The organism is Bacteroides sp. An19 (assembly GCF_002160215.1).
Lineage (GTDB): Bacteria > Bacteroidota > Bacteroidia > Bacteroidales > Bacteroidaceae > Phocaeicola > Phocaeicola intestinalis.
The window spans coordinates 14,413-36,346 of record NZ_NFKD01000009.1; the positions used below are offsets into that span (position 1 = coordinate 14,413).

At 44.8% G+C, this 21,934-nt stretch carries 20 protein-coding genes; 8 read left to right on the top strand and 12 right to left on the bottom strand.

Annotation, left to right across the window (positions count from 1 at the left end):
- Position 1: 1 nt before the first annotated feature.
- The 12 genes from B5F25_RS05870 to dxs all read right to left on the bottom strand — a co-directional run bounded on the left by B5F25_RS05870 (position 2) and on the right by dxs (position 12,632).
- The gene (locus B5F25_RS05870) at positions 2-1,483 is read right to left on the bottom strand and encodes an NADH-quinone oxidoreductase subunit M (protein WP_087210630.1); all 1,482 of its coding nucleotides are present in this window, start codon (positions 1,481-1,483) and stop codon (positions 2-4) included.
- A complete protein-coding gene (nuoL, locus tag B5F25_RS05875) occupies positions 1,480-3,372 on the bottom strand; it encodes an NADH-quinone oxidoreductase subunit L (protein ID WP_022039676.1) in 1,893 nt (630 codons plus the stop codon). Before nuoL ends, B5F25_RS05870 begins: the two co-directional genes overlap by 4 nt.
- Before the next feature lie 18 nt (positions 3,373-3,390).
- Positions 3,391-3,702: an NADH-quinone oxidoreductase subunit NuoK gene (gene nuoK / locus B5F25_RS05880; protein ID WP_022039677.1), complete on the bottom strand. Its 312-nt coding sequence runs from the start codon at positions 3,700-3,702 to the stop codon at positions 3,391-3,393.
- A gap of 16 nt (positions 3,703-3,718) precedes the next feature.
- Positions 3,719-4,237 (bottom strand): NADH-quinone oxidoreductase subunit J, encoded by a 519-nt coding sequence (locus B5F25_RS05885; protein WP_022039678.1) that lies wholly within the window; start codon positions 4,235-4,237, stop codon positions 3,719-3,721.
- Positions 4,238-4,249: 12 nt separating this feature from the next.
- On the bottom strand, positions 4,250-4,717 hold the full coding sequence (locus B5F25_RS05890; protein WP_022039679.1) for a 4Fe-4S binding protein: 468 nt from the start codon (positions 4,715-4,717) through the stop codon (positions 4,250-4,252).
- Between the two features lie 12 nt (positions 4,718-4,729).
- Positions 4,730-5,755: an NADH-quinone oxidoreductase subunit NuoH gene (gene nuoH, locus B5F25_RS05895; RefSeq protein ID WP_191764353.1), complete on the bottom strand. Its 1,026-nt coding sequence runs from the start codon at positions 5,753-5,755 to the stop codon at positions 4,730-4,732.
- A 129-nt stretch (positions 5,756-5,884) separates the two neighbouring features.
- Entirely contained in the window at positions 5,885-7,504 is a 1,620-nt protein-coding gene (locus B5F25_RS05900; protein ID WP_022039681.1) for an NADH-quinone oxidoreductase subunit C, read from the bottom strand.
- Positions 7,501-8,127: an NADH-quinone oxidoreductase subunit B gene (locus B5F25_RS05905; RefSeq protein WP_087210640.1), complete on the bottom strand. Its 627-nt coding sequence runs from the start codon at positions 8,125-8,127 to the stop codon at positions 7,501-7,503. Before B5F25_RS05905 ends, B5F25_RS05900 begins: the two co-directional genes overlap by 4 nt.
- The gene (locus B5F25_RS05910) at positions 8,118-8,468 is read right to left on the bottom strand and encodes an NADH-quinone oxidoreductase subunit A (RefSeq protein WP_022039683.1); all 351 of its coding nucleotides are present in this window, start codon (positions 8,466-8,468) and stop codon (positions 8,118-8,120) included. The genes B5F25_RS05905 and B5F25_RS05910 overlap by 10 nt, the downstream gene beginning before the upstream one ends.
- 276 nt (positions 8,469-8,744) lie before the next feature.
- Entirely contained in the window at positions 8,745-9,362 is a 618-nt protein-coding gene (locus B5F25_RS21575) for a hypothetical protein (RefSeq protein WP_162614360.1), read from the bottom strand.
- A gap of 25 nt (positions 9,363-9,387) precedes the next feature.
- Positions 9,388-10,728 (bottom strand): Trk system potassium transporter TrkA, encoded by a 1,341-nt coding sequence (trkA, locus tag B5F25_RS05915; RefSeq protein ID WP_022039685.1) that lies wholly within the window; start codon positions 10,726-10,728, stop codon positions 9,388-9,390.
- Entirely contained in the window at positions 10,725-12,632 is a 1,908-nt protein-coding gene (dxs, locus tag B5F25_RS05920; protein ID WP_087248225.1) for a 1-deoxy-D-xylulose-5-phosphate synthase, read from the bottom strand. The genes trkA and dxs overlap by 4 nt, the downstream gene beginning before the upstream one ends.
- 92 nt (positions 12,633-12,724) lie before the next feature.
- On the opposite strand from dxs, the gene B5F25_RS05925 reads away from it, so the two are divergent.
- From B5F25_RS05925 to B5F25_RS05960, 8 genes are all read left to right on the top strand, one after another.
- The gene (locus tag B5F25_RS05925) at positions 12,725-13,714 is read left to right on the top strand and encodes a GSCFA domain-containing protein (RefSeq protein ID WP_087248227.1); all 990 of its coding nucleotides are present in this window, start codon (positions 12,725-12,727) and stop codon (positions 13,712-13,714) included.
- On the top strand, positions 13,690-16,161 hold the full coding sequence (locus B5F25_RS05930) for a bifunctional UDP-N-acetylmuramoyl-tripeptide:D-alanyl-D-alanine ligase/alanine racemase (RefSeq protein ID WP_087248229.1): 2,472 nt from the start codon (positions 13,690-13,692) through the stop codon (positions 16,159-16,161). The genes B5F25_RS05925 and B5F25_RS05930 overlap by 25 nt, the downstream gene beginning before the upstream one ends.
- 288 nt (positions 16,162-16,449) lie before the next feature.
- Positions 16,450-17,262, top strand: a complete 813-nt coding sequence (locus B5F25_RS05935) for a MotA/TolQ/ExbB proton channel family protein (RefSeq protein ID WP_022039689.1) — start codon at positions 16,450-16,452, stop codon at positions 17,260-17,262.
- A gap of 70 nt (positions 17,263-17,332) precedes the next feature.
- Positions 17,333-17,938 carry a biopolymer transporter ExbD gene (locus B5F25_RS05940; protein ID WP_087211778.1) on the top strand — a complete coding sequence of 202 codons (606 nt, stop codon included), beginning with the start codon at positions 17,333-17,335 and terminating at the stop codon, positions 17,936-17,938.
- Positions 17,939-17,956: 18 nt separating this feature from the next.
- Complete coding sequence (locus B5F25_RS05945) at positions 17,957-18,613, top strand: biopolymer transporter ExbD (RefSeq protein WP_022039691.1); 657 nt, start codon at positions 17,957-17,959, stop codon at positions 18,611-18,613.
- A 29-nt stretch (positions 18,614-18,642) separates the two neighbouring features.
- Positions 18,643-19,458 (top strand): energy transducer TonB, encoded by an 816-nt coding sequence (locus tag B5F25_RS05950; RefSeq protein ID WP_022039692.1) that lies wholly within the window; start codon positions 18,643-18,645, stop codon positions 19,456-19,458.
- An 18-nt stretch (positions 19,459-19,476) separates the two neighbouring features.
- Entirely contained in the window at positions 19,477-20,415 is a 939-nt protein-coding gene (locus tag B5F25_RS05955) for a substrate-binding domain-containing protein (protein WP_022039693.1), read from the top strand.
- 14 nt (positions 20,416-20,429) lie between these two features.
- Positions 20,430-21,911 carry a tetratricopeptide repeat protein gene (locus tag B5F25_RS05960; protein WP_022039694.1) on the top strand — a complete coding sequence of 494 codons (1,482 nt, stop codon included), beginning with the start codon at positions 20,430-20,432 and terminating at the stop codon, positions 21,909-21,911.
- The last annotated feature ends 23 nt before the right edge of the window (positions 21,912-21,934 follow it).

Here is a 21,934-nt window from a genome sequence, read left to right on the forward strand (position 1 = left end):
ATTAATGTATTAATTGTGAAATGATAGGTTCGACACTTCCGCTGATGACGTCACTTACCCAGTACGGAGCAAGTCCAAGTCCGGCAACAGCTGCGATAAGGCAGATAACGGCAAGGCGTTCGTCCCATGTGGCGTCTGTCAGTTTCAGGTGTTCCGGATTCTTGCAGGTTCCATACAGGATTTTTCCAACAACGCGCAGGATGTACACTGCTGTGATGACGATACTCATCGTAGCGATGATGGTACAGGTGCGGTGGAAGAGGTCTGTATGCTGGAATGAACCGACAAAGACGGTCATTTCGGCAATAAATCCGCTTAAGCCCGGCAAACCGAGATTGGCAAGACCGGCAATCACATAACCTACTGCCAAAAAGGGCATGATTTTCATCAAGCCGCTTAACTGGCGGATGTCACGGGTATGTGTGCGTCCGTAAATCATACCGATGAGGGCAAAGAACAAGGCTGTCATCAAACCGTGGCTCAGCATCTGCAGGATAGCACCTGTCGAGCTGACACGGGTAGCCATCAGCAAAGCAAACAATACCAAGCCGCAGTGGCTTACAGATGAGTAGGCATTGATGTATTTCAAGTCGGTCTGTACGACGGCGCTGAATGCTCCGTAAACAACCGAGATAGTAGTCAATACCAAGAAGAAATCACCCCAATATGCCATACCGGTAGGCATCAGGTACATTGCCACACGGAAGCATCCGTAGCCTCCCAGTTTCATCAATACGCCGGCATGGAGCATAGATACGGCGGTCGGTGCCGAAGCGTGACCGTCAGGGCTCCATGTATGGAATGGGAAGAGGGCTCCCAGTACACCGAATCCCAAAAATACCATTGGGAAGAATACCTGTTGGAATTCAGTCGGTATTTTCAGTTTGGCGATTTCAATCACGTTCATGGTTTCTGCTCCGGCACCATAGAAGATACCCAGAATACCAATCAGCAGGAATGCCGAACCACCCATTAACATCAAGGTCAGCTTCATGGCAGAATATTCTTTGCGGCCGCTTCCCCATACGCCGATAAGCAGGTACATCGGAATCAATGCCACCTCGTAGAACATGAACATAGTGAACAGGTCGGTAGAGATAAAGAATCCGAATACACCGGTACTTAATAAAGTAAACCACATAAAATATTCTTTGGTAAGCGGCTTCAGCTTCCACGAAGCGAATGTTCCGGTGAACACGATGATGGCACTCAGCAGCAACATTACTACCGAAATACCGTCGACACCTACTGAGTAGGCAATGTGTAATGGGGCATACCAGCTGATGCTATCGGTAAAAAGCATTTCTTCGGTTGCACCCCCGTTTCGAAGTCCAATATAAGAAACGGTAAGGTATGCGGCAAGAACCAGCAGGATACTGGATCCGGCTACCATCACTCCTCTTACCTGATTCAGGTTGCGGGCTATCCATAAACCCAACAGCATCAGCAGAGGTACTAATACGAAAAGACTTAATATATTCATAATACTAATAACATGACGGTTAATACTATAACTCCACCCAGGAACCACATGGTATAGCTCTGGATTTTACCATTCTGTATAGGCTGGGCTGCTTCACCTGCCGCGTTGGTGCTCCAAGCCATGAAGTTCATGAATTGGTCGATAACGTGACGGTCGAACCAGGCAAGTGGAGTAGAGATGCAGCGGAAAATGATTTTCTTGGTTACGAACAACCAGATTTCATCCATGTAGAAACGCTTGTAAGCGGCACGGTGCAACGTCGGGAAACGTTTTGCCAGCATATCGGCAACCGGTTGCTTGTCGCGTGCATACATCCATGTAGCCAGTGCGATAGCAATCAGGGCTACCACGATGCTGGTTACTGCCACTTGGGTATTCAGGTGGATGTCGTAAGCATGACCGTTAGCTGAAACAAAGTGACCGAACGGAAGAATCCAACCACAAACAATAGTGATGGCTGCAAGTACCATCAGCGGGAAAGTCATGCTCAGCGGACTTTCGTGCGGGGTATGATGTTCGTGCAGTTCCTTATTCTCTGTTCCCCAGAAGATGCCGTAGTACAGACGGAACATGTAGAATGCTGTCATGCCGGCGATAATCGTCATAATCCAACCGATTACCGGACTGAACTGGAAGCAGGCGGTCAAGATTTCATCTTTTGAGAAGAAACCTGAGAACGGAGGGATACCTGCAATAGCCAGGCAGGCAATCAGGAAGGTGATGTGGGTAATCGGCATATACTTGCGCAAACCGCCCATGGTAGACATTTCGTTGCTATGTACGGCATGGATGATACATCCGGCACCCAGGAACAACAAAGCCTTGAACATGGCGTGAGTGAACAGGTGGAACATACCAGCCATATAGCCCAAACCGCCTTCATGCGGGTCGGCAGAAGTACAAACTCCCAGTGCTACCATCATGAAACCAATTTGAGAAATGGTTGAGAAGGCAAGCACACGCTTGATATCGCTTTGCACACAGGCGACAGATGCCGCATAGAAAGCTGTGAATGCACCTACGTATGCTACAAGATGTAGTGTCTCGGGGGCATAACCGATAAACAATGGGAACATGCGGGCTACCAGGTAAACACCGGCAACCACCATGGTAGCAGCATGGATAAGGGCGCTGACTGGTGTAGGACCTTCCATGGCATCGGGCAACCAGATGTGCAACGGGAACATGGCACTCTTACCAGCACCACCAATGAACATCAGTCCGAGGGCTAACGGCAGTACCATACCGCATTTCATCAGCTGTTCCTGTTCGGGAGTGAAAGTAAAGGTTCCCATGTAGAAACCGTAAAGCAGAATACCGATGAGGAAGCCCAAATCGGCAAAACGTGTAACGATGAATGCTTTTTTGCTTGCTGCAATGGCTTCTGGCTTCGTATAATAGAATCCGATAAGCAAATAAGAAGAAACACCCACTAACTCCCAGAACACGTACATCTGGAAAATGTTGGTAGCAAGGACCAATCCCAGCATAGAGAATGAGAAAAGCGACAAGAATGCATAATAACGCTGGAATCCCACTTCTCCTTTCATGTAACCGAATGAGTAGATATGAACCATCAGACTGACCGTCGAGATGACAACCAGCATCATTACCGAAATCGGGTCGAGCAAGATGCCCATGTCAATGTGCAGCGAGGTGTTGAAGGGTAGCCATTGGATATTCCAAGGCATCAGCGTCTGGAAAACTCCTTCTGCCGTGCGTGGAGCCGTGAAGTATTCGTAAGCGGTGAGGTAGCTCAGAATCGTAACAGCTGTCAGTGACAATGTGCCGATGAGCCCCGCTACGCGATGTTTCATGTACATACCCGTCAGTCCCAATATCAGGAAACTCAGAACGGGCAGCGCGAGTATCAGTATTGTATATTCCATAATCGATAATTGTTTTAGTTATCCTTTCATGTCGGTGATGTCATCGGTCAGGACTTGTTTCACGTTGCGGTACACATTGATGATAATGGCTATCGCTACGGCTGTTTCAGCTGCTGCGATGGCAATACCGAATAACGTGAAGAAATGTCCTTCCAGTTGTCCTGGAAAAAGATAACGGTTGAATACGGCAAAGTTAATGTTCGTTGCATTCAGCATAAGCTCGACGGAGATGAGCAGTGCCAGCAGGTTTTTGCGGGTAAAGAATCCGTAAATACCACAAAACATCATGATGGTACTGATGACCAAGTAATGTATTACATGTATTTCCATAAATTGAACCTCCTGTTTATTTTTCCTTTCGTGCGATCAGGATGCCACCAATCATACATGCCAGCAGCAAGACACTGACTACCTCAAAAGGTAATACAAATTGATATTTATCCGTTCCTACAAGAGCCAAGCCAACTTCGCGTGAGGGAAGTTCTTCTCCCAGCGGGATAGTGTTGAGGGCAAATCCATTGGTGAAAAGCAGCAAGAGAACCAATGCGGCACCTACTACTGTGGTAGCGAGCAGGCTGAATAGCTTGGCTTTGCTTACTTTGTATTTCATGTCTTTGTCCGAACGGGTCAATGCGATAGAGAATACATACAATACAATGATACCTCCGGCATACACCATCAGCTGGACAGCACCCAAGAACGTGTAGCCCAGCATAAAGAATATCGCCGCGGTTCCGAAGAGAACAAACAGCAGGTAGGTAGCGGCACGCAACAGTTTGCCTGTGGTTACAGCAAGTACCGAGCACACTGCAATGGCGAGTGCCACTACGAAGAATACGATATTTTGAAATGATAGTATTTCCATATTCTATTTTGATTATTTAGCGAGGGTTGAACCTTCGTGGTTAAGGGTCAAGACGAGCTTGTCTTTCTCGAACACCGCGTTTTCAAAATCGTTGGTGAACTCAATGGCACCATGAGGGCAGGCATTCACACACAAGTTGCAAAACATGCACGAGCCAAGATTGTACTCATATTTGACCAATACTTTTTTCTTCTTTCCGTCGGCATCTTCACGCGTTTCTGTCGTGAGTTTGATTGTGCCGTTCGGGCAATTCATCTGACACAGTCCGCACGCGATGCAGTGATGATGGTTCTCTTCATCGTGAATCATCGTCAGCTTGGCACGGTGGCGTTCGGGGATGTGCAGGGTCGTATGACGGTTTTCAGGATATTGCTCGGTAATTTTCGGTTCCAAAAACACTTTCATCGAAGTGCGCAGGCCGATAAGCAAGCTTTTTAAGCCTGAAGCATATCCTTTTATATAGTCGCTGAAACTTTCCATGTTAATTCTGTATTAAAAAACGAGTCCATAAACTTTGCATACAGCCATCACCAGCATGACGAGCAATGACAACGGCATGATGTATTTCCATTCCAAGGTCAGTACTTGGTCGATACGCAGACGTGGGTAAGTCCAACGCAGCCACATCAGCAGGAATACGACGAAGAACGTTTTTCCCAAGAACCATACAATACCCGGAATGTAGTCCATTACAGCGTTGAATCCGTCAAGACCGGCAATGTGTAACGGCATCCATCCTCCCAGGAAGAGGGTAGTGGCGATTCCCGATGTGATGAACAGGTTCAGGTATTCTGCCAAGTAAAAGAATCCGAAATGCATACCCGAATATTCGGTATGGTATCCGGCTGTCAGTTCTTGTTCTGCTTCGGCAAGGTCGAACGGGCCACGGTTTGCCTCGGCATTACCTGCAATCAGATAGATGATGAATGCTACGATGGCTACGATATGTCCCTTGAAAATGTTCCAGCCGTTGGCTTGACTCATTACGATTTCGTGGATATCCATTGTTCCACTTAGCATCACCATGGTTAGTACCGTGATTCCGATAGAGATTTCGTAGCTGATGAGCATTGCACCGCTTCGCACGGCACCGATAAGGGTATATTTGCTGTTACTACTCCAGCCGGCAAGCAAAATGCCCAGGATACCGATGGAAGAGGCTGCCAGCACAAACAAGATGCCGATGTTCATACTCAGAATTTCTCCACCATTGTGCCAAGGCAGGCAGGAGAACGTCAAGATGGAGGCAAGAATAACAAGGAAAGGAGCCAGACCGTATAGGAACTGGTCGGCATTCTTCAGCTTGAATACTTCCTTGATCAGAATCTTGATAACGTCTGCAGGAACTTGCAGCAGACCTCCTTTGCCACCTACACGGTTGGGACCGATACGGCACTGGAAAGCCGCGCAGACCTTACGTTCCATATAAATAAGGATGATGGCAAGCACGGCATATAATACCAAAATAATAACACCCACAACGACACATTCCAGGAAAATGGCAAGACCTTCCGGCATTATACCGCACAGCCAAGAGTGGATGGCGGCCAAGAGCGGTTGCAGGTTATAGTAATCTAAAAATGCTTGGTTCATATTGGTTTATTCTTAATTTTTAATAGGCTTGCGCCGAACGTTGTTTCTTCTTTCTCATCGGTCGATATCCGGGATAACGAAGTCTACCGAAGCACCGATGGCAATCAGGTCGGCAAATTTCCAGCCACGGCAAAGTGTGTCCATCGCCTGTACCAGTGGCAATCCTGTCGAGCGGAAGTGCATACGGTAAGGAGTCTTGTCACCATGACTTTCGATTACGACACCAAATTCGCCACGGCTTGCCTCTACTGCCGATGTCCAGATACCTTCCGGCAACTTGATAATCGGTTTGGTCTTTACGCGGAATTCACCTGCCGGAATGTTGTCTATCAGTTGTTCGATGATGCGGCATGATTCCATGATTTCGTCCATACGTACCATGTAGCGTGCGAAAGTATCACATTCGTTGTAAGTGATTTGCTTGAAATCCACCTTGTCATACAATGCATACGGGTGGCGTTTGCGCACATCGTTTGCCCATCCTGTAGCACGTCCTGTACCTCCGGTGCATCCCATTGAGATAGCGTCTTCTTTGGTCAGGATACCTACGCCTTTCATACGGGTATCAGCAATGACGTTTCCGGTAAAGATATCGTGATAGTCCTTGATGACTTTACGCAGATGCTTGATGAAATCTTTCACTTTCTGGCAGAAAGTGGGGTGAATATCATCTTGCACGCCGCCGATTACGTTATAGTGCTGAATCAGACGTCCTCCTGTAGTTTCCTCGAAGATGTCGAGTATCATCTCTCTTTCACGGAATCCGTAGAAGAACGGAGTCATGGCACCCATATCCAATACCAGACAAGAATAGAACAGCAAGTGAGAATCGATACGTTGAAGCTCGTCCATGATGGTGCGGATGTATTGTGCACGTTCCGAGATTTCGATGCCGGCAGCTTGTTCGATACATGTACACAGTGCGTGGCGGCTTTGGTGGGCACTCAGATAGTCCAGACGGTCGGTCATGCCCAATGTCTGCGGATAAGTCAGGCTTTCGTTCATCTTTTCGATGCCGCGGTGGATGTATCCCAATACGGGATCGACTTTCTTGACCACTTCTCCGTCAAGCGCGATGCGCATACGTAATGCACCGTGTGTAGACGGGTGTTGGGGACCCATGCTTACGACAAAATCATCTTCACCGAACACACGGTGGTCAATGCCTTGCAGGGTTCCGTCGCGTTGCAGACGGTATTCTTTGGTAATATCCGCATTGATTTCATTGTCCAAACGCAAAGGGTTTGATTTCATATCGTAGTCTTTGCGCAGCGGCCAGCCTATCCAGTCTTCCCGCAAGAAAAGACGGCGCATGTCCGGATGGCCGGTAAACAGGATGCCGAAGAAGTCGTATACCTCGCGTTCTTTGATGAGGGCGGTCTTCCATAAATCGCTTACAGTGGGAAGCAACGGCTGTTGGCGGTCGGTTGTTGCGGTGCGGATGGCTATGGTATCGCCCGTTACGGTCGATTCCATGAAGTAGATGGCTCCCAGACCTTCTTCACCCCAGTCCATGCCTACAATGTCGCGCAAGAAATCCATCGGGCTTTGCGGGTCGTTTCTCAATCCTTCTGCCACGTGACGGAAATCGCTTAATGGCACTTTGATGACTCCGGCATTTCCCGGACACACTTCTGCTCCTTGTATTGTCTTCATTACGTCGTCACGTTTCATACCTGACCTCCTTTCGCCTTTTCTGTTTCGTTATCGTTTACCTCATCATTTGCTTCGGTCTTGCGGTTTACACCTCCCAGGTAGCGTTCTACCTTCATTTTGCGTTGCAATTGCATCAAACCGTAATAGAAGGCTTCAGGACGTGGAGGGCAGCCGGGAATGTATACGTCGACAGGAATTACTTTGTCGATACCGTTTACTACGTTGTAGGATTTGATGAACGGACCTCCTGAGATGGTACATCCGCCTACGGCAACTACATACTTGGGCTCTGCCATCTGATCGTACAGACGTTTCATTACAGGAGCAGTACGATAGGTGATGGTACCCATTACCACCAGTACATCGGCTTGGCGAGGGGAGTTACGTGTTACCTCGAATCCGAAACGTGCCATGTCGTAACGTGCGGCACCCAATGCCATGAATTCGATGGCGCAGCAGCTTGTTCCCAGCAACAATCCCCATACAGAATTGCTTCGTCCCCAGTTGATCAGGTCATCGAAAGTGGTCAGGATAACACCTGCACCATCATCGTTCAACTGCTGGACCATGCGTTCCAGATAGTCGTTGTTCTTGAACTCATCATACTGCATAGAGCGGATTTTCGGTTTCTTTATTTCCATTCCAACGCTCCTTTCCGCCAGGCGTATGCCAAGCCCAAAATTAATACTAACAAGAAGAATGATACACACACTAATGCGTAGGCACCGATTTCAGTCACTACATTCGCCCACGGGAAGAGGAATACGGTCTCGATGTCGAACATCAGGAACAAGATGGCAAACAGGTAATAGCCTGCCTTGAACTGTACCCATGACTGTCCGCGGGTCGGGATACCGCACTCATATGGTTCACCCTTTTGCGGGTTGAACGTGTGAGGCGCGATAAGGTTTGAAATCGTCAGTGCCGCTACCACCAGCACAACGGCTGTCAGGATAGCTACAACTAAAAACGTGAAAAACATATATATAATTATATTTGATGATAATTCTCTTGTCGTGTGCGATTACGGCCGGTCTCGGAAAAGGCACACACCATTCCTGCCCTTATAGGTGGCACTATAAAGGATTCATAAAGTATTAGTGTGGGTTTTGTCCGTTTTTTCATTGCTGACCAGTCTGAAAACTGGAGGCAAAGATACGTATTTATTTTTAATTAACAGGAAGCAAAATTGCATAAAAAAGTAGACAAGCGGGCAAATATTTAAGAATCTCTATGTTGGGCTAATGGTAAAAGCGGTTCAGAGGAGGGGTTTGGAGGTGTGAAGACAGTCTGTTGTCAATTCTTGTTGGTCAGGACAGGTGCAAGGCTGGACTGTGTAATTTGATGCAATCGGTATGTGTATGCTGGTGTGGCTTGTCGGGTGGAGGAAGGTGTATGGATGTCCAGAAATGAGAATGTCTGCATCTGACCAATCATTATTCCAGCATATATCAACTGCATGATAAGATGCATTGCAGTCCTTGCCCAGTCCCAGTACCAGTAGGACTGCAGTCCTACTGGTACTGGGACTGGCAACGCAGTTAACTGTCTTTGCCGGCACAATCTTATCCCGGAAAAGGACAAGCAATGTCCGCTGCCTCCGCCCCATAATTATGCCCACAATGATGGTATAGCAATAGGGGAATGCGGAACATCCTCGAAAACAATTCACAAAATAAACCTGGGCAAGATTTAGGAACTGTCTCTTAGAAGCTGTTTTGAATTTCTCCAAAAAGTTTTTCTTGGCTTGATGTATCCGTTTTCGTGTGTGCTTTGGGCGATTTTTTGGTCTTTTTCGCTCCTGTTCTTCGTCAGATAGCCCGCTATCTTCCTCATCACAGAAGCGAAAATGCCTCAAAAACTCATCCCAAATCATCGCACGATAAATTCAAAACAGCTTCTTAATTGAAGAATTTTTCTAATTTTTTAATCATCATGTTCAGGCAGAACACCACAACGTGGTCGTTTTCCTGAATGGTAGTGTTACCTGTTACCAAGATACCTTCTCCGTTTCGTATCAGTCCTCCGATGGTAGCTCCTTTGGGTAATCCGGCATCTTTTACCTGCGAACGGGTGATGCGTGCTCCTGCCTTGACGGTAAACTCTGCTACATCGGCATTGGCAAAGGTAAGACATTTCACGTTCGATACGTCTGCATCCAGCATCATCTGGTAAATATGGCTTGCTGCGATGAATTTCTTGTTGATGACACAGCCTATGTCCATGCTTTCAGCCATACTGATGTAGTCTACGTTTTCTACTTGTGCTACGGTTTTGCTCACACCCATCCGTTTGGCTGCAAGGCAGGCAAGGATATTTGTTTCGGCGCTTCCGGTCAGGGCAACGAATGCTTCAGTGTTTTTGATGCCCTCTTCTGTCAGCAGGTCTAAGTCTCGTCCGTCTCCGTTGATAATCATTACTTTATCGTCTACCAGTTCGGTCAGGCGATTGCAACGTGCATAGTCGCTTTCGATAATTTTGGTACGCATGTATTCGGGCATGTATTGTACTGTGCGCACGGCGATGCGGCTTCCTCCCATAATCATCACGTTACGCACGTCGGCATAGTTTTCTTTGCCTGCAATTTTGCGGATATAGGGTATGTATTTTTTTGTGGTGGTAAAATACACAATATCGTTCAGCAGGATAGAGTCATCACCTCTGGGGATGATGGTTTCATTGCCACGCTTGATGGCAACGATGTGGAATGGAATGTTTTGTCCGCCTAGTTCGTAGAGGGGAATGTTTAAGATTTCGGCCGTTTCCCGCATCTTGGTTCCGATAAGCACGAGTGCGCCTCCTGCAAACTCCCACCACTGGCGTATCCAGCTCATCTTGACTGCGTCGACAATGTCTTTTGCTGCCAGCATTTCAGGGTAGATGAGTGAATGTACTCCACGTTTGGCGAAAAATTCCTGGTATTTAGGCAGCAAGTATTCGTAATTGTCGATACGGGCTACGGTTTTCTTGGCTCCTAGTCCGGCAGCAAGCATGCAGGCGGTCATGTTCTGGCTCTCGTTGGGAGTGACGGCTATAAACAAGTCGGCATTTGCCGTTCCTGCTTCTTTCAGTCCGGATATGGAAGTAGGAGAGATGTTGACCGTCATCAGGTCGAAATTGTTGCCAAGTTTTCCCAGTCTGTCTTCGTCTTCATCCATGAGGATGATGTCTTGTTTTTCTCCAGCCAGCAGTTTGGCAAGATGGGTGCCTACTGCGCCTGCTCCTGCAATAATGATTTTCATACTTCAAGTAAATGAATAAGTGTGTTATATATCGTTGTCTTGTCTATACCACAGATGGCATGTAAGGCTTCTACGGGTCCGTGTGGAATGAAACGGTCGGGGATGCCCAGTCGTTTGACGACAGGTGTATATCCGTTATCGGACATGAATTCGAGTATGGCACTACCCATTCCTCCTTTCAGGATGCCGTCTTCTACGGTAACGATACGATGGAATCGTTTTCCTATTTCGTGGAGCATGGCTTCGTCTAATGGTTTCAGAAAACGTAAGTCATAATGGGCAATGCTCTTCCCTGTATGTGCCTCGCTTTCGGTAATAGCCTGTGCGGCATCGTTGCCGATAGGACCGATGGTGATAACGGCAAGGTCGGAACCGTCTTTCAGCTTTCTGCCTTTTCCTACCTCGATGGCTTCAAACGGACATTCCCAGTCAGTCTGTGTTCCTCTGCCACGTGGATATCGGATAGCGAATGGTCCTTGGTCGGGTAGTTGTGCTGTGTACATCAGTTTACGTAGCTCGTGCTCGTCGTATGGTGATGCGATGGTCAAGTTAGGAATAGGGCGCAAATAAGCCAAATCGAATATACCGTGATGAGTCGGTCCGTCTTCTCCTACCAATCCTGCACGGTCTAGGCATAGCACTACGTTCAACCGCTGGATAGCTATGTCGTGAATGATGTTATCGTAGGCACGTTGCATAAATGATGAGTAGATATTACAGAACGGTTGTAATCCTTCTTTTGCCATTCCTCCTGAAAAAGTTACGGCGTGTCCTTCGGCGATGCCTACGTCAAAAGCCCGGTCGGGCATGGCTTTCATCAATATGTTCATCGAACATCCGGTAGGCATGGCAGGGGTGACACCGATAATTTTCTTGTTTTGCCTTGCCAGTTCCAATAAGGTATTGCCAAATACGTCCTGAAACAGGGGAGGCATTCCGGTAGTGTCAGGAATGATACGTTCACCGGTTTCTTTATTGAATTTTCCGGGAGCGTGCCAAAGGGTCGCTTCTTTTTCAGCCGGTTTGAACCCTTTGCCTTTAACGGTATGGATATGCAACAGTTTTGGTCCTTTCATGTCCTTTATTTCTTTCAGGACTTTGGTCAGTGAAAGCACGTCGTGTCCGTTTACTGGCCCGAAATAGCGGATGTTCATTCCTTCGAAAATGTTTTGCTGTTGGGTCAATACCGATTTTAGGCTGTTGTTGAACCTCAGCAGGCTTTTTTGGCGTTCTTCTGTCAGAATGCCTATTTTACGCAGCTTTTGAGCGATGGCAAAACGCAGACGGTTGTATCCTTCCGAGGTTTGCAGGTTCAGCAGGTATTGTTTCATGCCTCCTACGCTACGGTCGATGGCCATGTTGTTGTCGTTAAGGATAATCAACAGGTTATTGGGAGTGGATGAGGCATTGTTCAGTCCTTCGAAAGCCAGTCCGCCACTCATTGACCCGTCTCCGATGATGGCTACTACATGCCGGTCGTCTTCTCCTTTTCGCGAGGCGGCGACCGCCATTCCTAATGCGGCAGAGATGGAATTGGATGCGTGTCCGCAGGTGAATGTATCGTATTCGCTTTCGGCAGGTGAGGGAAAGGGGCACAAACCGTTCAGTTTCCGGTTGGTGCAGAACCGGTCACGGCGTCCGGTCAGAATCTTGTGACCGTATGCCTGATGCCCTACGTCCCATACGATGCGGTCGTAGGGAGTGTTGAATACGTAATGAAGGGCAACTGTCAATTCAATAACTCCCAAGCTTGAACCGAAATGCCCAGGATTACGGGAAAGTTCGTCAATAATCATTTCCCTAAGCTCTTTGCAAACTTCCGGAAGTAAATCGGCTGGAAGATGGCGCAAATCCTTTGGACTATCTATTTTGTTCAACAATTCGTAAGAAGTAGCTTGTTCCATCTGATTTCTTTTCAATATTAATGGTGCAAAAGTACAATAAATATGTGTAGAGTGTTTACATTTGTACCAAAAATAACGAATATAGTCTGTTTATGGAGTTTAGAACAAAAGTGGATTTACCTGTAGGGATGCCTCCAGTCAATCATTCGGATGTGTTGATGTTGTGGGGATCTTGCTTTGCTGAAAATATCGGGAAGTTGTTTATGGATTATAAATTCAGGTGTGATGTGAACCCGTTTGGTGTGTTATACAATCCAAGTTCGATAGCTGAGGCTATTTCGCAGGTGGATTGTCCTTCTATATATAATAAGGAAAATCTGAAGGAATATCAGGGTGTTTGGTATAGCTTGATGCATCATAGCAGTTTCTCGTCGCGCAATCCCGAAGAATGTCTGACTAAAATCAATGCCCGGTTGCTACATGCTAGAGAATGTCTGCATCAGGCACATTGGGTGATGTTCACTTGGGGAACCGCTTGGGTATATGAGTGGAAAGAAAACGGACAGGTAGTGGGGAACTGTCATAAATTGCCTGGGAATTGTTTTAACCGTCGGTTGTTGGGAGTAGATGAAATCGTAGGGGCTTATTCCTTGTTGGTGGAGAGGTTGTCAGCGTTGAAGCCTGATTTGCACTTTTTGTTTACAGTGAGTCCTATCCGTCATGTAAAAGATGGTATGCATGGTAATCAAATCAGTAAATCTGTGTTGTTGTTGGCCGTGCAAAAACTGATAGACGCCTATCCAGCCCGTTGTTTTTATTTTCCTTCTTATGAAATCATGGTGGATGAATTACGTGATTACCGTTTTTATGCTGATGATATGTTGCATCCGTCATTCCAAGCTGTCCATTATATATGGGAATGTTTTGGGCAGACTTTTTTTCCGCCGGCTACCCACCGCTTCCTTAAAGATTGGGAAGTGGTGAAAAAAGGACTGGAACATCGTCCGTTTGACCCTGATTCGAAGCAATATCAGCGTTTTTTAAGTCAAATACTGTTAAACATAGAAGCGCTAAAAGAAAAATTCGCGTACTTAGATGTCCAAAATGAAATTAATCTATGTCAAGCTCGATTGAAGAAATAGTTTCCGTAATAGGAGCAAATCGTGTCGGAGACCGTCCGGCACAGGTTGATTGGATACTGACTGATAGTCGTTCGTTATGTTTTCCGGAAGAAACATTGTTTTTTGCGCTGAAGACTAAACGCAATGACGGCCATAAGTATATTGAAGAATTGTATGCACGGGGTGTATATAATTTTGTAGTTACTGAAATTCCGAAAAAGATGCAGGGCTGTAAAGATATAAACTTTCTGGTCGTGAGTAATGTGCTGAAAGCTTTACAGCGTTTGGCTGCTAAGCATCGTGAGCAATTCGATGTCCCTGTTGTGGGCATTACGGGAAGTAATGGGAAAACGGTGGTAAAGGAATGGCTTTACCAGTTGCTAAGCCCGGAACGGAGAATTACACGTTCGCCGCGCAGTTATAATTCTCAGATCGGTGTTCCTTTGTCGGTTTGGATGATGGATTCACATACGGAACTGGGTATTTTCGAAGCAGGTATTTCTGAAATGGGGGAAATGGAAGCCTTAGAGCCTATTATCCGTCCCACTATCGGTGTGTTGACTAATATAGGTGGTGCTCATCAGGAGAATTTTACTTCTTTGCAGGAGAAATGTATGGAGAAATTGCTCTTGTTTAAGGATTGTGATGTAATTATTTATAATGGCGATAATGAACTGATAAGCAGTTGTGTGGCGAAATCGTTGTTCGCAGCGCGTGAAATTGCCTGGTCAATGAAAGATGTGGAACGCCCTCTTTTTGTCGAGAAAATAGAAAAAGATGCTACGGGTACGACTGTGAAATATAGGTATTTGGGATTTTTTAAAGAATACCGTATTCCGTATATTGATGATGCTTCCATTGAAAATTCACTGAATTGCCTGGCGGTAGCTTTATATCTGATGGTCTCGCCTGAGACAATAGCCGAACGGATGGCTTGTCTGGAACCGGTAGCTATGCGGCTGGAAGTGAAAGAGGGTAAAAACGGCTGTGTGTTGATAAATGATAGTTATAATTCAGATTTTGCTTCGTTAGACATAGCACTTGATTTTATGGCAAGGCGGTCTGAAGGTAAAATGCGCCGTCGTACGTTGATTCTGTCGGACATTCTGGAGACTGGGCAGCCGGGAAAATTGCTTTATCGCCAAGTCGCAGACTTGGTTCATAGTAGAGGAGTAGACCGGTTAATAGGAGTGGGCGAAGAGATTTCGGCTGCTTCGGCTCGTTTCGAAGTGAAGGATAAACAATTTTTCCAGACTACGAAAGAACTGATAGCTTCCGGTGTGCTTGCTTCGTTACGGGACGATGTCGTTCTGGTGAAGGGGGCGCGAGCTTTTCATTTTGATGAGGTGACGGATTTGTTGGAGTTGAAAGTACACGAAACAATTCTGGAAATAAACCTGAATGCTTTGGTCGATAATTTGAATTATTACCGCAATAAACTGAAACCTGAGACTAAATTGATGTGTATGGTCAAGGCATCGGCATACGGGGCTGGTCCGTTTGAAGTGGCAAAGACTTTGGAAGAACACCGGGTTGATTACCTGGCTGTGGCTGTGGCAGATGAAGGAGCTGATTTGCGGAAGGCAGGCATTACTTGCCCTATCATAATCATGAATCCAGAAGTGACGGCATTTAAGACAATGTTTGCCTATCGCCTTGAACCGAATATTTATGGCTTTCGCATTTTGGAAGATCTGATTAAAGCTGCCGAACGGGAAGGAGTGTCTAATTTCCCTATCCATATTAAAATTGATACGGGCATGCACCGCTTAGGGTTCGATCCGTATAACGATATGAAACCGTTGGTTGAACGTTTGAATCGTCAGTCGGCAGTAATACCACGTTCGGTCTTTTCACATCTGGTGGGAAGTGATTCTTCTCGTTTCGATGCTTTTACACGAAAGCAGATTGAAACGTTTGAAGCCGCTTCGGCCGAATTGCAGGCCGGATTTACGCATAAGATTTTACGTCATATTTGTAATACGGCGGGTATCGAACGCTATCCGGGAGCACAATTTGATATGGTACGGTTGGGTATAGGATTGTATGGGATTGATCCTTATACCAATCGTGTCTTGCATAACGTAAGTACGCTGAAAACTACAATTTTGCAAATTCATAATGTATCAGCAGATGAAACTATTGGCTATAGCCGGAAGGGAGTGTTGCACCGTGACTCACGCATTGCCACTGTTCCTATAGGATATGCTGATGGATTGAATCGGCATTTGGGGAACGGTAATGCCTACTGTTTGGTGAATGGACAGAAAGCCCCGTATATAGGCAATATCTGCATGGATGTGTGTATGATTGATGTGACAGGTATAGACTGTAAGGAAGGGGATAAGGTGGTTGTCTTTGGAGATGACCTGCCCGTGACGGTGTTGTCGAATGCTCTTGATACGATACCTTACGAGATTTTGACCAATGTTTCGAATCGCGTAAAACGGGTATATTTTCAAGATTGAAAAGTCGTTTAGTCGTATTTTATGGCAAAATATGAGGCGATTTTTAGCGAGAATGTAGTAAAAGAGGGGGATATTCAAATAAAATTTAAAATTTAAGCCAAAATAACGGCATTTGATTTTGATATGTCATGAATTTCTTTTTTCTTTGTAGCTGTAAAAAACATTTGGGGCAATAAGCCTGCCTGATATCTTTGTTAACGTAAACTAAGAAGACGGTGCAAGTGTGTTGTCCCAGTAAGAAGACCGACATTCAATTAAATTTCTAATTAATATTAAAAGAGTAATTTTATGGAAACTACTAAAAAACAAAAACAAGGATTTAAGGGAATTGAAGCTGCTGGTTTAGTTATTATCGCATGCTTTATTGTTGCATTGTGTATTTACAAGTTCGTGTTGGGCGATCCGTCTAACTTCATGAACAATGACCCGAACAACCACCCGCTGCCGGGTAACATGTTGGGTACTATCTACAAAGGTGGTGTTGTAGTACCGGTTATCCAGACTTTATTGTTGACTGTGTTGGCATTGAGCGTTGAGCGTTATTTCACTATCCGTGCTGCTTTTGGCCGTGGTAAATTGGTTAAATTCGTTGCTCAGATTAAAGATGCTCTGGCAAAGAATGATATGGAAGCTGCTCAGGCATTGTGCGACAAGCAACGCGGTTCTGTAGCAAATGTAGTAGGTGCAACTTTGCAGACTTATCGTGAGATGGAACAAAATGCTGAATTGGATAAAGACCAGAAGGTATTGGCTATCCAAAAATCATTGGAAGAAGCTACTGCATTGGAAATGCCGATGTTGCAGCAGAACTTGCCGATTATCGGTACGATTACTACATTGGGTACATTGATGGGATTGCTCGGTACAGTTATCGGTATGATCCGTTCATTTGCCGCTCTGTCTGCTGGTGGTGGTACTGACTCAGTTGCGTTGTCAACCGGTATTTCTGAAGCCTTGATCAACACTGCATTCGGTATCTTGACTGGTGCGTTGGCAGTTATTTCTTACAACTACTTTACTAACAAGATTGATAAACTGACTTACAGCCTTGACGAAGTAGGCTTCTCTATCGTACAGACATTCAACGCTACCCATAAATAAACAAGAGACACTTATTGGTCTTTGTGTAAGACGGAAAACGTTATAACTAATTTTTAATAAATAGTTAATTATGGGTAAAGTTCAAATAAAAAAGAAGTCCATGTTTATCGACATGACTGCCATGAGTGACGTGACCGTGTTGCTGCTTACTTTCTTTATGTTGACAGGTAACTTCATTAAGAAAGAGCCGGTACAGGTCGTTACTCCGGGTTCGGTTTCCGAAATCAAGATTCCGGAAACGAACATTCTGCAGATTCTTGTCGAACCGAGTGGCAAGATTTTTATGAGTCTTGACAAACAGCAGGATATGGCAGCTACATTGGAAGCCGTAGGAAAAGAATATGGTCTGAGTTTCACTCCGGAAGAAGTGAAAAAGTTCTCGGTATTCCAAACGTTCGGCGTTCCAATGAAGAATATGAAGCAGTTCCTCGCACTTCCAGGCGAAGAGCAGGACAAGATATTGAAGGATTACGGAATTCCTTGTGACAGTGTGGACAACCAATTTAAGGCTTGGATACGTAATGCACGTGCAACAAACCGCGACTTGCGTATTGCTATCAAGGCCGACCAAAGTACTCCTTATTCTGTCATTAAGAACGTGATGAGTTCTCTTCAAGATTTGAAGGAAAACAGATACAATCTGATTACTTCATTGAAACAAGTGTCTGACGAATAAAAAAGGAGAATTTTAAATATGGCTGAAATACAAGATAATGGTGGAGGCAAAAAAGGTAAAGGATCAAAGCAGAAAAAAATGGCTGTTCGCGTCGACTTCACGCCGATGGTGGATATGAACATGCTTTTGATTACTTTCTTTATGCTCTGTACCTCGTTGAGCAAACCTCAGACGATGGAAATTAGTATGCCGACCAATGATGAGAATATTACTGAAGACCAGCAGAATAAAGTAAAGGCTTCGCAAGCTCTTACAATGCTGTTGGATGCAGATAATAAGCTATATTATTATGAAGGCGAACCTAATTACGAGGATTATACTTCTTTGAAAGAAACCGATTATACTGCCAATGGTATCCGTAAAGTATTGCTCCGCAAGAACTACGAAGCCGTGAAGAAAGTAGAAGAGTTGAAGCAGAAGAAGGCTAATCTGGAAATTACGGAAGACGAGTACAAAAAGCAGGTATCGGAAGTAAAGGCTGCCAAAAATACACCGACTGTGATTATTAAGGCAACCGATAAATCTACTTACAAGAACCTGATTGACGCGTTGGATGAAATGCAGATTTGCAGTATCGGTAAATATGTGATTGTTGACATTACGGAAGGAGATCAGTTCCTGATCGACAATTATAATTCCAAGGGTCAGCTGACCAGAGATGCAGCAGCTAGTTGAAATGTGTAACACCTTAAAAAGAAAAGAATATGGCAAAAATAGATTTGATTTCTTTGGAATGGTGTGAGCTCATTTTCAAAGATAAAAATAAAGCTTACGGTGCGTATAAAATGCGCCGTGATTTTGGTAGACGTCAGTTGGCTGCTATCATTATTGTAATTGTCGTTGCTGCTGTAGGTTTCTACCTTCCTCGACTGATACAGATGGCTATTCCGGAAAAGGAAGAGGAAATGTTGGAAGTAACACAGCTTTCACAATTGGAAGAACCAGAAGTTAAGCAAGAAGAGTTGGTAAAACCGGTAGAACAGATCGCTCCTCCTCCTCAGTTGAAGAGTACCATCAAATTTACTGCTCCGGTCATTAAGAAAGATGAAGAAGTAGCAGACGAAGATGAATTGAAGAGTCAGGACGAGTTGACCGAATCAAAGGTGCAGATTTCTATTGCCGATGTGAAGGGTAACAACGAATTGGAAGGTGCTGATATCGCTGATTTGCAAGAAGTGATTACACAAGCTCCTGAAGAGAAAGAAGAACCTTACACGATGGTAGAACAGATGCCGCAGTTCCCCGGTGGTCCGGCTGAATTGATGAAATACATTTCGAAGAATCTGCGTTATCCGGCTATTGCTCAGGAAAACGGTATTCAGGGACGTGTTATTTTGCGATTTGTCGTGACTGCAGAAGGTAATGTGGAAGATGTGCAGGTTTTGCGTTCTTTGGATCCCTATTGTGACAAAGAAGCTGTACGTGTAGTACAATCTTTGCCGAAGTGGATTCCGGGTAAGCAGAATGGACGTAATGTACCGGTATATTACACTTGTCCGATTGTATTTAGATTGCAGTAATATTTTAAGGAAGCGTGTATGAAAGGAAGTCTTTTAGGTTGTGTTTGTTTACTTTTGGCGTTGGTTTCTTGTAGTCAGAAGCAGGCGGGCGATGGTCAGACTTTGTATTCGGGTTCCATAAAGATTGCAGTAGATGAATCGCTGCGGCCGATTATGGAAGAAGAATTGCAAGTGTATCTGGCATTGACTCCAGAGGCTGAAGTAACTCCTATTTATTGTAGTGAGGTGGAAGCCATTAATTTGCTTTTGCAAGATAGTGTGCGGCTGGCGATTGCAAACCGGCGCTTGAGTGATAAAGAACTGGCTTCTTTTCATACGCGCAAATTCTTTCCAGAGTCCATTCGAATGGCAGTGAGTGGCATTGCTCTGATTACGAATCTGGAGAATGAAGATTCGTTGATAACAGTAGGGCAGTTCCGTCAAATTTTGACTGGTAAAGTAAAATCGTGGAAAGAGTTATATCCGACCTCTCGTTTAGGTGATTTGAATGTAGTGTTTGATAATCCTAATTCGGGAACTATACATTATGCTATTGATTCAATCTGTAAAGGCGAGCCGTTGGCTTCAAATTTGACAGCATTGAAATCGAATGAGGAAGTTATCGAGTATGTATCTAAGACTCCTAATGCGTTGGGAGTTATCGGAGCTAACTGGGTAGGTAATGCAGCAGATTCTACTCACCTTACGTTTAATGAAAGTGTAAAGGTGATGTCTGTCAGCAATTCAGGACATGCGACGGTAGGAAACAGTTATAAGCCCTATCAGGCTTATCTTGCTTTGAGAGAATATCCATTGGTTCATGATGTCTTTATTTTAATAAACGATCCACGTAGTGCTTTGCCAACCGGTTTGATGACTTTCCTTACAAGTGACAAAGGACAAAGAATTATCCTGAAGTCGGGTATTGTGCCGGCAACGCAGCCTGTTCGTTTAGTGAATGTGAAAGATGAGTTTTAATAAGGAATTAATATATGATTATGAAAACTAGAGTTTTGAGTGCATTTTGTTTGAGCTTTTTGTTGTCTGCTTCTCTGTATGCTCAGGAGCCTTTGACTCCCGATATGACAAAGCAGATTGACAAGATTGCTGCAATGATTAAAGATAATCCAGATGCTGCTGAAGATGCTTTCGATGAACTTCTGAAAGGTAAAAATAAAAAGAATGTATCTTTGTTGGTTGCCATTGGTAAAGCATATTTAGACAATGGTAAAATGGATGCAGCGAAAGAATATGCAGAACGTGCAAGAAAAGTGGATTCGAAAAATGGAGAGAGTTATGTTCTGCAGGGAGATATTGCTCTGTCTGTGAAAGATGTGGGTACAGCTTGCGGTTATTATGAACAAGCTATCTTGTTTGACGAGGATTGTTATGATGCATATTATAAGTATGCAAATGCATATATTGGTGTAAATCCTCAGTTGTCAGTAAATATGTTGCTGAAGCTGAAAGAAAAACATCCGACAGAAATTCGTGTTGACCGAGAATTGGCAAATGCTTATTATCAGATGGGTAGTTATGGTAAAGCTAAACAGGTCTTTGATGAATATATGCAAAAAGGAAATCCGGATGTGCAGGATTATTCACGCTATTCGATGTTGCTTTATTTAAATAAAGATTATGCACAGTCATTAGACATGGTCAATAAAGGTTTGGCTATGGAAGCAGACAATCATTTGTTGAAGCGCTTGAAAATGTATGACTTGTATGAAACGAAGGCATATACAGAGGGTATTCAGGCTTCAGATGTATTCTTTGCTGACCCGAACAATCCGGATTATGTATATATGGATTATTTGTATCGGGGACGTCTGTACGCAGCCAATAATGAAGTAGATAAGGCTATGGTCGAATTTGATAAGGCCATGAAAGCAGATGAAAAGAGTGAACATCCTGAAATAGCTAAAGAAGCTTCAGAAGCACAACAGAAAGCGCAAAATTATCCGGAGGCCATCCGTTTTTATCAGTTGTATTTAGACGGTATGAAGGATAAGGCTGAAGTGACAGACTTGTTCATGTTTGGCCGTTTGTATTATATGGCTGCGGGTGCGATGACGCCGACTCCGGGTGATTCTACAGCCAATCAGTCTGTAGCCGCTGTAGATACTATCCAGCGTAAAGCGTATTTGATGGAAGCTGATACTATTTTTGCCCAGGTTGCTGAACGGGTGCCTGATAATTATTTGGGTAATTTTTGGCGTGCGCGTACAAATGCTATGCTTGATCCTGAAACTACAATGGGATTGGCAAAACCTTATTACGAAAAGGCACTTGCTATTTTGGAGCAGAATCCGAAAGCATCAAAGAATGTGCTTATCGAATGTGAAAGTTACTTGGGGTATTATTATTTCTTGAAAGAGGAATATGAACAATCTAAGGTTTATTGGGAAAAGATTCTTGCAATAGATCCGGAGAATCCTACAGCTAAACAGGCAATGGAAGGTCTCAAGCCTTAGTATTTAAATATATAGATTAAAGA

Coding starts and splice junctions, on each gene's coding strand:
- B5F25_RS05940 (WP_087211778.1), top strand. CDS start 17,333: ATGGGTAAAGTTCAAATAAAAAAGAAGTCCATGTTTATCGACATGACT.
- nuoH (WP_191764353.1), bottom strand. CDS start 5,755: ATGCCGGAAGGTCTTGCCATTTTCCTGGAATGTGTCGTTGTGGGTGTT.
- B5F25_RS05930 (WP_087248229.1), top strand. CDS start 13,690: ATGTCAAGCTCGATTGAAGAAATAGTTTCCGTAATAGGAGCAAATCGT.
- B5F25_RS05870 (WP_087210630.1), bottom strand. CDS start 1,483: ATGAATATATTAAGTCTTTTCGTATTAGTACCTCTGCTGATGCTGTTG.
- trkA (WP_022039685.1), bottom strand. CDS start 10,728: ATGAAAATCATTATTGCAGGAGCAGGCGCAGTAGGCACCCATCTTGCC.
- B5F25_RS05910 (WP_022039683.1), bottom strand. CDS start 8,468: ATGTTTTTCACGTTTTTAGTTGTAGCTATCCTGACAGCCGTTGTGCTG.
- B5F25_RS05950 (WP_022039692.1), top strand. CDS start 18,643: ATGGCAAAAATAGATTTGATTTCTTTGGAATGGTGTGAGCTCATTTTC.
- nuoL (WP_022039676.1), bottom strand. CDS start 3,372: ATGGAATATACAATACTGATACTCGCGCTGCCCGTTCTGAGTTTCCTG.
- B5F25_RS05945 (WP_022039691.1), top strand. CDS start 17,957: ATGGCTGAAATACAAGATAATGGTGGAGGCAAAAAAGGTAAAGGATCA.
- dxs (WP_087248225.1), bottom strand. CDS start 12,632: ATGGAACAAGCTACTTCTTACGAATTGTTGAACAAAATAGATAGTCCA.
- B5F25_RS05955 (WP_022039693.1), top strand. CDS start 19,477: ATGAAAGGAAGTCTTTTAGGTTGTGTTTGTTTACTTTTGGCGTTGGTT.
- B5F25_RS05900 (WP_022039681.1), bottom strand. CDS start 7,504: ATGAAACGTGACGACGTAATGAAGACAATACAAGGAGCAGAAGTGTGT.
- B5F25_RS05935 (WP_022039689.1), top strand. CDS start 16,450: ATGGAAACTACTAAAAAACAAAAACAAGGATTTAAGGGAATTGAAGCT.
- B5F25_RS05905 (WP_087210640.1), bottom strand. CDS start 8,127: ATGGAAATAAAGAAACCGAAAATCCGCTCTATGCAGTATGATGAGTTC.
- B5F25_RS05890 (WP_022039679.1), bottom strand. CDS start 4,717: ATGGAAAGTTTCAGCGACTATATAAAAGGATATGCTTCAGGCTTAAAA.
- B5F25_RS21575 (WP_162614360.1), bottom strand. CDS start 9,362: ATGATTTGGGATGAGTTTTTGAGGCATTTTCGCTTCTGTGATGAGGAA.
- B5F25_RS05960 (WP_022039694.1), top strand. CDS start 20,430: ATGATTATGAAAACTAGAGTTTTGAGTGCATTTTGTTTGAGCTTTTTG.
- nuoK (WP_022039677.1), bottom strand. CDS start 3,702: ATGGAAATACATGTAATACATTACTTGGTCATCAGTACCATCATGATG.
- B5F25_RS05925 (WP_087248227.1), top strand. CDS start 12,725: ATGGAGTTTAGAACAAAAGTGGATTTACCTGTAGGGATGCCTCCAGTC.
- B5F25_RS05885 (WP_022039678.1), bottom strand. CDS start 4,237: ATGGAAATACTATCATTTCAAAATATCGTATTCTTCGTAGTGGCACTC.